This is a genomic window from Parafrigoribacterium humi (assembly GCF_040227205.1).
In the GTDB taxonomy this organism is placed as follows: domain Bacteria; phylum Actinomycetota; class Actinomycetes; order Actinomycetales; family Microbacteriaceae; genus Parafrigoribacterium_A; species Parafrigoribacterium_A humi.
In genome coordinates this window covers 24,896-37,303 of record NZ_JBELOA010000009.1, presented here as the reverse complement: position 1 = coordinate 37,303, position 12,408 = coordinate 24,896, and the positions used below count along the sequence as shown (strand labels likewise).

Sequence of the window (12,408 nt, the reverse complement as noted above, 5' to 3'; positions counted from 1 at the left end):
GGACCCACCCCGCCGCGGCACACAAACGCACAACCGCAAAACCGCCGATGGGCCCGCCCCGGGGGGGCGGCCACTTCCGTTCGATCAGTCCTGACTAGGCCTGCGGTGCCAGAACCTCAGCATCAACCACAGCAGCGTTCTCCTCGACCGGAGCGAGCGAGAGCTTTCCGCGATCGTCGACCTTGGTGATCTCGACCTGGATCTTCTGGCCGACGGCGAGCACGTCTTCGACGTTCTCCACGCGCTTGCCACCGGCGAGCTTGCGCACCTCGGAGATGTGCAGCAGGCCGTCCTTGCCCGGGGTGAGCGAGACGAAGGCACCGAAGGTGGCGATCTTCACGACGGTTCCGAGGAACCGCTCCCCCACCTCGGGGTTGAGCGGGTTGGCGATCGCGTTGACCGCGGCACGCGCGGCCTCGGCCGACGGGCCGTCAACCGCACCGATGAACACGGTGCCGTCATCCTCGATCGAGATGTCCGCTCCGGTGTCGTCCTGGATCTGGTTGATCGTCTTGCCCTTCGGCCCGATCAGCTCGCCGATCTTGTCGATCGGGATCTGCACGCTGATCACGCGGGGCGCGGTCGGTGCCATCTCATCCGGGGCGTCGATCGCCGCGTTGATCACGGAGAGGATCGCGGTGCGAGCCTCCTTGGCCTGGCCGAGCGCGCCATCGAGCACCGAGGACGGAATGCCCGCGAGCTTGGTGTCGAGCTGGATGGCCGTGACGAACTCCGAGGTACCGGCGACCTTGAAGTCCATGTCGCCGAGCGCATCCTCAGCACCCAGGATGTCGGTGAGCGCGGCGTAGCGCGTCTCGCCGTTGACCTCATCGGAGACAAGGCCCATCGCGATGCCGGCAACCGGGGCGCGCAGCGGCACACCGGCGTTGAGCAGCGACAGCGTGGATGCGCAGACGGAACCCATCGAGGTCGAACCGTTGGAACCGAGAGCCTCGGACACCTGGCGGATCGCGTACGGGAACTCCTCGCGCGGCGGCAGCACGGGAACGAGTGCGCGCTCCGCGAGGAAGCCGTGCCCGATCTCGCGACGCTTGGGCGAGCCCACCCGGCCGGTCTCCCCGGTGGAGTACGGCGGGAAGTTGTAGTGGTGCAGGTAACGCTTCTTCTTCACCGGAGCGAGAGAGTCGATCTGCTGCTCCATCTTGAGCATGTTCAGCGTGGTGACGCCCAGGATCTGGGTCTCGCCGCGCTGGAAGATCGCGGAACCGTGGACCCGAGGAACAACCTGCACCTCGGCGTCGAGCGGACGGATGTCGCTCAGGCCACGACCGTCGATGCGCACGCCCTCGGAGAGGATGCGGCCGCGAACGATCTTCTTGGTGACCGACTTGTACGCCGCACTGACCTGGCCATTGGCCGTCTCGGGCAGCTCGCCGGCTGCGACCTTGGCCGCAACGACGTCCTTGACCTCGTCCTTGAGCGCGTCATCCGCGTTCTGGCGCTCGATCTTGTCGGCGATCTGGTAGATGTCCTTCAGACGTTCGTAAGAGGCACCCGCGACGACGTCGTAGGTGGCCTGGTCGTAGGAGAGGAAGACCGGGTACTCCTGGACCTCCTTCGCCGCCTTCGCGGCGACCTCCATCTGCGCCTTGATGAGCTGCTTGAGGAACGGCTTGGCTGCCTCGAGTCCCTGCGCGACAACCGCCTCGTCCGGCTTGGTCGCGCCGCCCTTGATGAGGTCCCAGCTGTGCTCCGTGGCCTCGGCCTCGACCATCATGATCGCGACATCCTCTTCACCCCTGGCATTGGTGATGAGACGGCCGGCAACGGTGAGGTCGAAGACGGCCTCCTCGAGCTGCGAGAACTTCGGGAAGGCGACCCACTGGTTGCCGATGAGAGCGAGGCGGATGCCGCCGATCGGTCCGTTGAACGGCAGGCCGGAGATCTGGGTGCTGAGGCTTGCCGCGTTGATGGCGAGAGCGTCGTAGAACTCGTCCGGCGCGATGGCCAGAACGGTGACGACGACCTGCACCTCGTTGCGCAGACCCTCGACGAAGGTCGGGCGCAGCGGACGGTCGATCAGTCGGCAGACCAGGATCGCCTCGGTGGACGGGCGGCCTTCGCGACGGAAGAAGCTTCCGGGGATCTTGCCTGCAGCGTAGGAACGCTCCTCGACATCCACCGTCAGCGGGAAGAAGTCGAAGTTGTCTTTCGGGTGCTTGCTGACGCTCGTGGCGCTCAGCAGCATGGTCTCCTCGTCGAGGTACGCAGCGACGGATCCCTGCGCCTGCTGGGCGAGACGGCCGGTTTCGAAGCGCACGGTGCGCTTGCCGAATGAACCGTTGTCGAGAACGGCCTCGGCGAATGTGATTTCTGGACCCTCCATAGGGGGGTTTCTCCTTTGTTTTACGTCGCACCCCGTGTGGGCGCGACTCGTCAAGGAGCAGGAGCGGGTTCGATGACACCTGCGTCCGATGAGGTTCACCGGGCACGGCGTGGTGTACGCGCGAGTTCCCTAGAGTGGGGCGCTTGTCTGGCCAACAGTAGAAAGTCACCGTTCGGGACGGTAATTCACCACCGGTGACCAGCGTCTTGCCGGCCTGCTCCGTAGCTGGTCGGTTTTACTCCCGCGAACGACAGTCAAACCAGCTCAACCTCGGCGAGTCTACCAGCCGGACCCTGAAAGACGCGAGAACCCGCCCCGAAGTCGGCGGAGAATGCGGCGCGGATGAGATCTCGAGTGACATAACCCGAATATGTGAGTCGGACCCCATCCGCACCGGCGCGTAGCGCAGCAGCCCCCCAAAAGAAACTGTATGGAGACGGACGCGTGCCTGCCAGTGGTCAGATTTCAGATAGTGAAATCCTTCACGAGGGCATCGGTGCCATAGACGAGCGACAGGGTTCCCGCCGCAGTCTTGAGGCGCTTGACCACGGAATCCAGGTGCTTGACCTTCTCGGTCGGGAGCGAGATCGCCAGCGAGGCGATCGTGCCGGGCGCGAGCACGGGCACCGCGACGCAGGTGAGTCCGATCGCGTACTCCTGGCGGTCGAGACGCGCCGGCGCAGGCCGCTCGAGCTCGGTCAGCAGCAGGTGCGCATCCTTGATCGTGTGCTGGGTCAGCTCCTCCATCGGGTGTCGGTAGAGGTAGTCCTTGCGCTCGTGCGGAGTGAGCTCCGACAGTATCTGCTTGCCGAGCGCCGTCGCATGGGCGCTCTGGCTGATGCCCACCCACAGTTCCGTTCTCGGCGCATTCGGCACGTCGGCGATGTCGACGATGGTGACTTCGCCGTCGTCGTACCTGCTGAGATATGAGGTCGCGCCGAGTTCGAGGGTGATGTCGCGCAGTCCCTGGCGTACCTGCGAGAGGATGACCCCGTCATCCGCTGCCCCGCTGAGAACCGGATGACCGGCGCCGAGAATGATGCCGTCCGGTTCCTGCGCGAGATAGCCCTCGTGTACGAGCGTGCGGATGATGTTGTAGGTGGTTCCGAGGCTCAGCCCGAGCACGGAGGAGATCTGCTTCGGACTCAGCGGCCTCGACGCACTCGCAACCAGGTCAACAAGCCACAGTGCTCGCTGGATCGATCCGATCAGTGTGGCTGACGTCGACGATTCCATGCCCTGCTCCCCGAACCCAGACGGAGACGTGTCTCTGTCTCGCCATCATCGTCCTGCGGCGAGGGCAAAGCAAGAGGATTCCTCTCGCTTTGTCCCCCATTCACTCGTTCCGGCACGAGAGCTTATTGTGCGCCGTAGCCACCAACCGGGCTGAATCCCGCGGGCAGTGCGAACGGATCGCGCACCCCGGTCGAGCGCTCGCTCGTCTTCATGAGCGTGGCAAGCTCGCCTGCCGCGCGTTCGACCCGCTCCGGCAGGGTGCTGCTTCCGGCATCCGATCCCGTGCCCCAATCGCTCGAGGCCGCATAGACCGCGGTCGGAACCGTGACCGCGTGCAGGTGGGTGAAGAGCGGGCGCATGGCATAGTCGAGGGCGAGCGAGTGCCGCTCCGTTCCGCCGGTCGCGCCGAGCAGCACCGGCAGCTCGGTGAGCGACTGCGGGTCGAGGATGTCGATGAACGACTTGAACAATCCGCTGTAGCTGGTCGTGAAGATCGGGGTGACGGCGATGAGTCCGTCCGCCTCCGTGACCGACTCGATCACCTTGGCCAGGCGCGGGCTCGGGAATCCGGTGAGGAGGTTGTTCGTGATGTCCTGGGCGACATCCCGCAGCTCGATCACCTCGACCTCGGCCGTGTAACCCTCTGCCGCCAGTCGACGCACGGTGGCATCGGCCAGGCGATCGGCGAGGAGCCTCGTCGACGACGGCTGGCTGAGCCCGGACGAGACCGCCGCGAGTCGCCGTGTCGGAAATTCAGGACTGCGGTTCTCTGCGTGGCTCATTTCGCACCTCCGACCGTGTCGGCGTGCGCATTGTCCTGAATTTCCGAAGGGGCGACGGATGCGGGGTCAACAGCCAGGCGTGCCGCGAGGAGCGAGGCGTGGGTCGGGCCGTCCGGAACGTTCGCCGGGCGGTTCTTCCCGAACTCCTTGCGCAGGGCGGGAACCACCTCTTCGCCGAGGATGTCGAGCTGCTCAAGCACAATCTTGAGCGGGAGGCCAGCATGATCCATGAGGAACAGCTGGCGCTGGTAGTCGCCGAAGCTCTCGCGCATGCTCGCATAGCGGTCGATGACCTGCTGCGGGCTGCCGACGGTGAGCGGGGTCTGCTCGGTGAAGTCCTCCATCGATGGACCGTGGCCGTAGACCGGGGCGTTGTCGAAGTACGGGCGGAACTCGTTCACGGCATCCTGCGAGTTCTTGCGCATGAAGGCCTGCCCGCCGAGGCCCACGATCGCCTCGGCCGCCGTGCCGTGCCCGTAGTGCTCGAAGCGCTGGCGGTAGTAGCCGATGAGCTGCATGTAGTGCTCCTTCGGCCAGAAGATGTTGTTGGCGAAGAAGCCGTCGCCGTAGTAGGCGGCCTGCTCGGCGATCTCGGGAGAGCGGATGCTGCCGTGCCAGACGAAGGGTGCGACACCGTCGAGCGGCCGCGGGGTGGAGGTGAAGCCCTGCAGCGGCGTGCGGTACTTGCCCTGCCAGTCGACGACATCCTCGTCCCAGAGGCGCCTCAGCAGCGCATAGTTCTCGACGGCGAGCGGGATGCCCTCGCGGATGTCCTTGCCGAACCACGGGTAGACCGGCCCGGTGTTACCTCGGCCCATCATGAGGTCGACGCGGCCGTCGGCGATGTGCTGGAGCATCGCGTAATCCTCGGCGATCTTCACCGGGTCATTGGTCGTGATCAGCGTTGTACTGGTCGAGAGGATGATGCGCTCGGTCTTCGCAGCGAGGTAGCCGAGCATCGTGGTGGGGCTCGACGGCACGAACGGTGGGTTGTGGTGCTCGCCGGTCGCGAAGACGTCGAGGCCGACCTCCTCCGCCTTCTGGGCGATGGTGAGCATGGCCTTGATGCGCTCGTGCTCCGTGGGCTCGATGCCGGTGGTGGGGTCGATGGTGACGTCGCCGACGGTGAAGATTCCGAACTGCATGCTGTCCTCAGGCTTTCTATGCGTACGCATGAACATCCTACAGAACCACCGTTCGGGCGGAAGTATTCCCAGGCTCTACAGCGTGAGAATCGAGCTCAGTTCCCTGCCCGGCAGCACGGCGCGACCACGGAGTGCCTCGAGTTCGAGGACGACAGCGATGCCCGCGACCACGTACCCCGCGCGCTCGGCGAGCCGCACCGCAGCGGCGAGCGTGCCACCTGTGGCGAGCACGTCGTCCAGGATGAGCATGCGCTGACCCGGCACCGTTGCCGGATGCATCTCGAGCACCGCCGACCCGTATTCGAGATCACAGGCCTCGCTGAGCACCGGGCCGGGCAGCTTGCCTGCCTTGCGGATGACGACGAGACCCCGATCTGCCGCGAAGGCGGCGGATGCCGCCAGCACGAAACCGCGCGCCTCCACGCCCGCGATCACGTCGATCTGCTCCTCGTAGGGCGCGACGAGTTCCTCCGTGACCGCACGAAAGGCCTCCGCGTCGGCGAAGACCGGGCTGAGGTCGCGGAACTGGATGCCCGGGCGCGGGAAATCGGGAACGGTGACGAGCAGGCGATCGACGTGGGCTGTTGCGGGAGAATTCACTGCTCCACTCTAGGAGCCACCATGCGGCGCGAGCTCTCGCAGGATGTCGGCCGCGCCGGTCGCGCGGGCAGACGCGTACCCCGTGCCCGCCCAGAGAGCGAGCCCGCCGGCGTCGCCCTTCTTCACTGCCTCAGCCCGGATGGGGCGAGTGAGCTGGTTGACCTCCGGGTAGACGGCGGGCGCGGTGGCGTCGTGCTCGGCGACGAAACGGTTCACGAGCGCTCTCGCGAGCCTGCCCGAGAACGCCCTGGTCACCCTGGTCTCGGTGAACTGGCCGCTGGCGAGCGCGTCCTTGTGTGTCTGCGACGCACCGCACTCCGGGCTCCGGAGCAGCGCGGTCCCCACGGCGACGACGGACGCCCCCGCGGCCCTCAGCTCCGCCACGCGTTCGCGCATGGACACCCCGCCCGCCGCCACGATCGGCAGTGTCGTGGATGTCCGCACGGCCCGCACGAGTTCGATCAACGGCGTCGCGTCGGCACTCGCACCCACGTCGTGGGTACCGCGGTGACCGCCCGCCTCTGGACCCTGCACCACGAGAGCGTCCGCGCCACGCTCGACCGCGGCTCGCGCCTCGTGCCGGTTCGTGACGGTGATCGCGACGCACGTGTCCACGGCGTGCAGTGCCGCGACGGCGTCGCGGCCGGGCAGCCCGAAGGTGAAGCTCACGACGGCAACGGGTTGCTCGTCGCATAGCAGCGCGAGTTTGTCTGCGTAGTGGTCGGTATCGGTGGAATCCGGTTCCGGCAGCTCGATCCCGTAGCGCCCGGCCTCGGCCTGCAGCTCGCGGCGGTACGCATCCAGTCCGCGCGACGCCGGGGAGCGCGCTCCGGGCACGAACAGGTTGACTCCGAACGGCGCCGAGGTGAGCTCTCGCGTTGCGCGGATCCGATCGCCAAGCGAGGCATCGGTGAGGTATCCGCCACCCAGAAACCCGAGGCCGCCGGCCTCGGCGGCAGCGGCAACCAGTGCCGGAGTGGACGGGCCACCCGCCATGGGCGCGGCCACGAGCGGAATCGCACACTCGACGAAGGAGAACATTCCCCCATTCTGCGCCGAGCGTGCCCGTTCACGCCGAACGTGGTCGTTCGCACCCGATCAGACGGGCACGCTCGGCGCAGACAGGCACGCTCGGCGGAGGGTTGGGGGCGGTGTTAGCTAGCGGGTCATGCCCATGAGGAGTACGACGCGGAACCCGTTGCGGGTGCGCACGATCTCGCCCGGGATGCGCGTGGAACGGCCCGCGCGATCGAGCCGCGAGATGGCCTCGAAGACGATCGGCTCGAGGCCGCGAGGCACGAAGCCAACCGGGCCGGACATCCGATCAGCCGTGAAGATGCGAGCGGGCAGAGGGGCGTCCGTGCGCTCCTCCTCGTCCGTGCGCTTGGCGAAGAACACGGCGTATTCGAGCTCGTCGCGCTCGGCAACGCGGGCGAGCTCGTCCTGGAACTGGTCGCTGCCGGCAAGCTGCATCGTCACGCGCTTGTTCTTCGGCACGAGGATGTAGTTGTACTGGTCGAAGCTGCCCGTTCCGGCATCCGTCTTCGGGTATTCGCTGGATTCTGGCGCGCGGCGGAAGAGATTCACGATAGCCACACTACGAGAACGGGCACGCTACTGCGTATTGCGCCACTTGAGATAGAAGCCCCACAGGTAGCTTCCGAACAGCGCGACGACCCCGAGCAGCAGGATGCCGCGGAACAGAAAACTCACCACGCCGAGGTGCAGCACGAAGCCCGCGAGGGCAAACAGCACGATGAAGACGAAGATCACCGTACGGATGCGAGAGAGCCGCTTGAGCGGGTTGGCCATCGTCCCAGCCTACGGGCATCGCACCGCCACGAGCGCGTCAGACCGCTGCGCGTACCTCGCTGGGTTGCGAGACCGCGTCGCGTCTGCGCACCGCCCACACCCAACGAAGTGTGCCGAACACGATGCAGCCCTGCGCGAGCAGGTAACTCAGCATGATGAAGAAGCCGGCCTGCCAGAGCGAGAAGCTCGGCATGAAGTTGTCGAGGCCGAGCAGGCTGTCGGAGATCACGAAGAGTGCGCCGCCGACTGCGATCCAGCGATTGCAGTGCAACGCGAGAGTGCCCATGGCGCACAGCACGAGCCCGTAGACCACCACGGGACCCAGCAGGGAGCCGAGATGCGGCGCGAGCAACAGGACGAGCAGGATCCACCAGACGAGATAGATGACCGACAGCGGGCGGAAGGAACGGGTCCTGAGCCGACGCAGAAACAGCACAACATAGGCGATGTGTGCGAGCAGGAAGAAGCCCAGCCCGATGAGGAAGCCGAGTCCCTCCGGCGAGGACAGAGTCGTGTCCCCCAGCCAGGACAGCAGGATGCCGAGCGACCCGAGGAGCGCGACCTCGCCACGCACCTGGGGCAGCGAGAACAGGAATGCGACGGCGAGAAGCACCATGAGAATGGGCTTCGTGAAGCCCGCGATGGTCGTCGCCCCGGCAGTGATCGCGAGGAGATGTATCACGCTGACCACCAGGTACGGCGCGAACATCGTTATGGTGCGTGCCTTGCTCATCCCTAGACCTTAGGGGACGGCAGGTGATTTCGGTGGGAACGCGGATGAAGAACGGGCCGCCACCCGCAGGTGACGACCCGTTCGCCAAGCATTCGACCTCGCGAGTTCGACCTCGCGGTCGTCTCGAACGTTATCGGCGCAGTCCGAGGCGCTCGATCAACGCGCGATAGCGGTTGATGTCGATATCGGACAGGTAGCCGAGAAGACGACGACGCTGGCCAACCAGCAGAAGCAGGCCACGACGTGAGTGGTGGTCGTGCTTGTGCTCCTTCAGGTGCTCCGTGAGGTCCTTGATGCGCGCGGTCAGCATTGCGACCTGCACTTCGGGGCTCCCCGTGTCACCAGGGTGAGTTGCGTACTCGTCGATGATCGCTTTCTTGGCATCTGGTGCTAATGGCATATAGATGGCCCCTCTCTCTCGTTGCGCGGTGCCCGTCACCCACTGTGCGAGCTCTCTTTATCCGCGGCCGTTGGACGGCAACCTTGCGAGTTTATCACCGATCGGGGCGGTCGTCGCCCGGACCTGTGACACCCCCGCTATCGGACGATGGAGAGCTGCCAGACGATGCCGGGGATGTTCAGCGCGAGGCTGCCGAGCAGGAACAGGCCGTTCAGGCACCCCAGCACGATTCCCGCGATCGCGGCGATCCTGATCGTGACGAGCGCGCGGTCGACGGGGACCGGCATCGTCGCCGCTGCTCCCCTGAGCTTCGGCAGCTGCGGGCGTTGCCGGGCGATCGCCCGCAGGAGCTTCAGGGCGCGGATGCCGGCAACGAGTGAGACAGTGACACAGGCAGCCACCAGGACGAAGGAGACGAGCGCGCCAACGGGGTACGGGAGATAGGGCCCGAACACGACGGCAGCGAGCGTGATGAGGAACGGCGCGAAACCGGCGACGATGCCGACGACCGCGGTCATTGCCGCGACAAAGCGCGCATCCGGCTGCTCTGTCGTCGCTGTAACAGCCGACGACGTGGTCTCTGAATTCCCCCGAGTGTTCACGGCTCAACGCTACCAATCCCACCCGGAGGTACCAGGCACCGAGGAGTCGGTACCGAGACGAATCGAGGATGTGCGCCCAGGCCTTTGCACGGAAAAGGCGCACACCCTCGTCGATAGACCGTCTGCCCCCTGGCCGACGGCCCGTTCATACCCCCTTCAGGAGAGTCCCATCCACGACATCACCGTGCTCGATGAGGCGACGGCCGCAACCGCCGCCCCTCCGGCCAGCACGGACAGTGCCGCGTACATCCAGTGGTGCGCGCGCTCCCGCGCCGCCTCGACTTCCCGGCGCAGCCGGTCGAAGCGATCGGCGTGACGCTCTTCGTCGTCTCCTGCCGCGCCATCCCGCTGCCACGTGCCCGGCATTGCCGCCACGGCCGCGAGATATTCCGCCGTGTCGTCGGAAATCGATCTCGGCATCCCGGCAAACCAGCGCGCAACCTTCGCGGATTCTGTGACGGCGATCTCGGGCTCGCTCAGCGAGAGAGATCGCGGATCGATGACGACGATGACCGGGGTCACGTCGATGTGGGCGCCTGCGACCTCGCTGAGCTCCCGCGACAGCTCTGCTGCCCCGCGTCTGGCCAGAGGCACACAGCCGTTCTTCCTACCGTTCACCAGGAATCTCGCGCCGCCGACCCGCACCCTCTTGGCCGGGAAACCTCGTGTGGTGACCGCGAAGATCCCGGGTGGTCCGATCACAAGGTGATCGGGCTCGATCTCCGCGGACATTGTGCGCAACACCGCGAACTCTGGCCCGAGTTGCGAGAACACACGTTGCGTCTGCCGTTGGTGCACTGCGGCGCGATAGGCGGCGCGCGCCTGCCACGTCAGCGGGCAGACGCCGAAAAAGCGCGCGATCGCCCCACGAGGCGCCGCTCTCAGCTGGGCACTCAGGCAGTCTTCAAGCACGGATGAAACCGGGCCGCGGGTGGACAGTCCTGGCGCGAAAACTCCGTGGGTTGCAATACCAGTCATTGCTCTCCCGGATCAGATCACCCGAGCGTACTCCAGGCGTATGTACCCCAGAAGCCCCCAAAAGGGAGGACAGATTCGCGGGTCAGAACTCCTCGTGGGTCTCCGGGTCTGAATCCCAGAGGCGCCCGGACTCGAGCATCGAGATCGACGCCAGCTCCGCATCCGTCAGCTCGAAGCCGAACACGTCGAGGTTCTCGCGCTGTCGCTCCGGGTTGGCCGACTTGGGGATGGGCATGGCTCCCAGCTGCAGGTGCCAGCGCAGCACCACCTGTGTCGGGGTGACCCCGTGCGCCTCCGCGGCGGCCAGAACGGCGCGCTCCCCCGTGACCGCGTTGGCCCGCGCCAGCGGGCTCCAGCTCTGGGTGGCAATCTCCCTCTCGGCGTGGAAGGCACGCAGTGCGGCCTGGGGAAAACGCGGGTGCAGTTCGACCTGGTTGACGGCGGGTGTCACGCCGGTCTCCTCGATGAGCCTCGCGAGGTGGTTTTCGGTGAAGTTGCTGACGCCGATCGAGCGGACCAGTCCGCGATCACGCAGCTCGATCATGGCTCGCCACGAGTCGAGATACCTGTCGACCCTGGGCAGCGGCCAGTGGATCAGGTAGAGATCGACGTAGTCGAGACCGAGCGCGGCGCGCGACTCCTCGAAGCTCGCGAGCGTCTCCTCGTAGCCATGATGGCGCCCGGGCAGCTTCGTCGTGACGAAGAGTTCCTCTCGCGCCACCGCGGAGCGGCGCACGGCATCACCGACCGCTCGCTCGTTCTCGTAGTTGAGGGCGGTGTCGAGCAGGCGATACCCCGAGTCGATCGCGGCGACCATGGCCGCCGTACCGTCCTCCTCGCGGAGACCGTAGGTGCCGAGACCCAGCGCCGGGATCGCGTTGCCGTCGTTGAGAGTGGTTGCGGGGACTGTCATGACTCCAGTCTGCCGGTCAGCCCAGGGATCGCGCGAGGAAGTCCAGGGTGCGCGTCCAGGCGTCCGCCGCGGCGTCCTTGTCGTACGTGGCCGGGTTGCTGTCGTTGAAGAAGGCGTGCCGTGCACCCGCATAGACCTTCGGCGTGAACTCCGCGCCGGCATCCGCCATGGCTGCGGTGACCCGCGGGAGACTCTCCATGAGCCGAGCGTCCTCGTCGCCGTAGAAGGCCAGGATCGGACAGGACAGCTCTGCGAGCTCAGAGTTCTCCAGCGGCTGGCCATAGAACGGCACCGCGGCACGGATGCGTCTGTCGGCGGCCGCGAGCGCGAAGCTGTAGCTGCCGCCGAAGCAGAAGCCGGTGACGGCGATGCGGCCATTCACGCCGGGTTCGGCGGCGAGCGCATCGACCACCGCTTCGAGGGCCGCGACAGCCCACTGCGCATACTCCGGCGACCGTGAGGGTGCAAGCTTTTCGCGCATGAGCGGCTGCGCCCTGGTGCGTTCGGCCTCGTCAGCGTGGAAGGTGAGGTTCTGGAGCTCCTGCCCGATCTCTGGCGGGACGCCGACGCCGCTCAAGAGGTCCGGGGCGAGCACGAGGTAGCCCTCCGCGGCAAATCGATCCGCCACGGTCTTGATGTGCTCGACGAGACCCCAGATCTCGTGCACAAGCACGAGGCCGCCGCGCGGCGGACCGGCGGGCTCGCTCCGATAGGCGGTGAGTGTTCCCTGCGCTGTGTCCAGTTCGATGAGAGTGCCCATGCCGCGATCATCGCACACGCTGCCGAACGTGTGCGCCACGGAAGCGCGGTCTCCGCGGCGTTGCCCGGCCCTACCCCGTTTCCGCGGCGGTAGTGTCGCA

14 protein-coding genes are annotated in these 12,408 nt (G+C 66.4%); all 14 read right to left on the bottom strand.

The features are described 5' to 3' along the window. Positions 1-94: 94 nt before the first annotated feature. Positions 95-2,347 carry a polyribonucleotide nucleotidyltransferase gene (locus ABUA28_RS12470; RefSeq protein WP_349904511.1) on the bottom strand — a complete coding sequence of 751 codons (2,253 nt, stop codon included), beginning with the start codon at positions 2,345-2,347 and terminating at the stop codon, positions 95-97. 465 nt (positions 2,348-2,812) lie between these two features. Continuing rightward, positions 2,813-3,583 carry an IclR family transcriptional regulator gene (locus ABUA28_RS12465; RefSeq protein WP_349904510.1) on the bottom strand — a complete coding sequence of 257 codons (771 nt, stop codon included), beginning with the start codon at positions 3,581-3,583 and terminating at the stop codon, positions 2,813-2,815. A 122-nt stretch (positions 3,584-3,705) separates the two neighbouring features. Beyond that, a complete protein-coding gene (locus tag ABUA28_RS12460; RefSeq protein ID WP_349904509.1) occupies positions 3,706-4,365 on the bottom strand; it encodes an FMN reductase in 660 nt (219 codons plus the stop codon). Then, the gene (locus ABUA28_RS12455) at positions 4,362-5,510 is read right to left on the bottom strand and encodes an LLM class flavin-dependent oxidoreductase (protein WP_349904586.1); all 1,149 of its coding nucleotides are present in this window, start codon (positions 5,508-5,510) and stop codon (positions 4,362-4,364) included. The genes ABUA28_RS12460 and ABUA28_RS12455 overlap by 4 nt, the downstream gene beginning before the upstream one ends. A 75-nt stretch (positions 5,511-5,585) precedes the next feature. Next, entirely contained in the window at positions 5,586-6,110 is a 525-nt protein-coding gene (locus ABUA28_RS12450; protein WP_349904508.1) for an adenine phosphoribosyltransferase, read from the bottom strand. A gap of 9 nt (positions 6,111-6,119) precedes the next feature. Further along, positions 6,120-7,151 carry a nitronate monooxygenase gene (locus ABUA28_RS12445; protein WP_349904507.1) on the bottom strand — a complete coding sequence of 344 codons (1,032 nt, stop codon included), beginning with the start codon at positions 7,149-7,151 and terminating at the stop codon, positions 6,120-6,122. A 117-nt stretch (positions 7,152-7,268) separates the two neighbouring features. Next, positions 7,269-7,697 carry a hypothetical protein gene (locus tag ABUA28_RS12440; RefSeq protein ID WP_349904506.1) on the bottom strand — a complete coding sequence of 143 codons (429 nt, stop codon included), beginning with the start codon at positions 7,695-7,697 and terminating at the stop codon, positions 7,269-7,271. 27 nt (positions 7,698-7,724) lie between these two features. Then, positions 7,725-7,922 (bottom strand): hypothetical protein, encoded by a 198-nt coding sequence (locus tag ABUA28_RS12435; RefSeq protein ID WP_349904505.1) that lies wholly within the window; start codon positions 7,920-7,922, stop codon positions 7,725-7,727. Positions 7,923-7,959: 37 nt separating this feature from the next. Then, on the bottom strand, positions 7,960-8,655 hold the full coding sequence (locus ABUA28_RS12430; protein WP_349904504.1) for a lysoplasmalogenase: 696 nt from the start codon (positions 8,653-8,655) through the stop codon (positions 7,960-7,962). A 130-nt stretch (positions 8,656-8,785) separates the two neighbouring features. Next, on the bottom strand, positions 8,786-9,055 hold the full coding sequence (rpsO, locus tag ABUA28_RS12425; RefSeq protein ID WP_349904503.1) for a 30S ribosomal protein S15: 270 nt from the start codon (positions 9,053-9,055) through the stop codon (positions 8,786-8,788). Positions 9,056-9,192: 137 nt separating this feature from the next. Then, positions 9,193-9,657, bottom strand: a complete 465-nt coding sequence (locus ABUA28_RS12420) for a hypothetical protein (RefSeq protein ID WP_349904502.1) — start codon at positions 9,655-9,657, stop codon at positions 9,193-9,195. Positions 9,658-9,813: 156 nt separating this feature from the next. Continuing rightward, positions 9,814-10,431, bottom strand: coding sequence for a nuclease-related domain-containing protein (locus ABUA28_RS12415; RefSeq protein WP_349904501.1), 618 nt, complete (start codon positions 10,429-10,431; stop codon positions 9,814-9,816). Between the two features lie 286 nt (positions 10,432-10,717). Then, positions 10,718-11,548, bottom strand: coding sequence for an aldo/keto reductase (locus ABUA28_RS12410; RefSeq protein WP_349904500.1), 831 nt, complete (start codon positions 11,546-11,548; stop codon positions 10,718-10,720). Between the two features lie 16 nt (positions 11,549-11,564). After that, a complete protein-coding gene (locus tag ABUA28_RS12405) occupies positions 11,565-12,308 on the bottom strand; it encodes a dienelactone hydrolase family protein (protein ID WP_349904499.1) in 744 nt (247 codons plus the stop codon). Positions 12,309-12,408: the final 100 nt, after the last annotated feature.

Bases quoted from the DNA above. Each gene is read 5' to 3' on its own strand.
- ABUA28_RS12470 (WP_349904511.1), bottom strand. From the start codon at position 2,347: ATGGAGGGTCCAGAAATCACATTCGCCGAGGCCGTTCTCGACAACGGT.
- ABUA28_RS12465 (WP_349904510.1), bottom strand. From the start codon at position 3,583: ATGGAATCGTCGACGTCAGCCACACTGATCGGATCGATCCAGCGAGCA.
- ABUA28_RS12460 (WP_349904509.1), bottom strand. From the start codon at position 4,365: ATGAGCCACGCAGAGAACCGCAGTCCTGAATTTCCGACACGGCGACTC.
- ABUA28_RS12455 (WP_349904586.1), bottom strand. From the start codon at position 5,510: ATGCAGTTCGGAATCTTCACCGTCGGCGACGTCACCATCGACCCCACC.
- ABUA28_RS12445 (WP_349904507.1), bottom strand. From the start codon at position 7,151: ATGTTCTCCTTCGTCGAGTGTGCGATTCCGCTCGTGGCCGCGCCCATG.
- ABUA28_RS12435 (WP_349904505.1), bottom strand. From the start codon at position 7,922: ATGGCCAACCCGCTCAAGCGGCTCTCTCGCATCCGTACGGTGATCTTC.
- ABUA28_RS12430 (WP_349904504.1), bottom strand. From the start codon at position 8,655: ATGAGCAAGGCACGCACCATAACGATGTTCGCGCCGTACCTGGTGGTC.
- rpsO (WP_349904503.1), bottom strand. From the start codon at position 9,055: ATGCCATTAGCACCAGATGCCAAGAAAGCGATCATCGACGAGTACGCA.
- ABUA28_RS12410 (WP_349904500.1), bottom strand. From the start codon at position 11,548: ATGACAGTCCCCGCAACCACTCTCAACGACGGCAACGCGATCCCGGCG.
- ABUA28_RS12405 (WP_349904499.1), bottom strand. From the start codon at position 12,308: ATGGGCACTCTCATCGAACTGGACACAGCGCAGGGAACACTCACCGCC.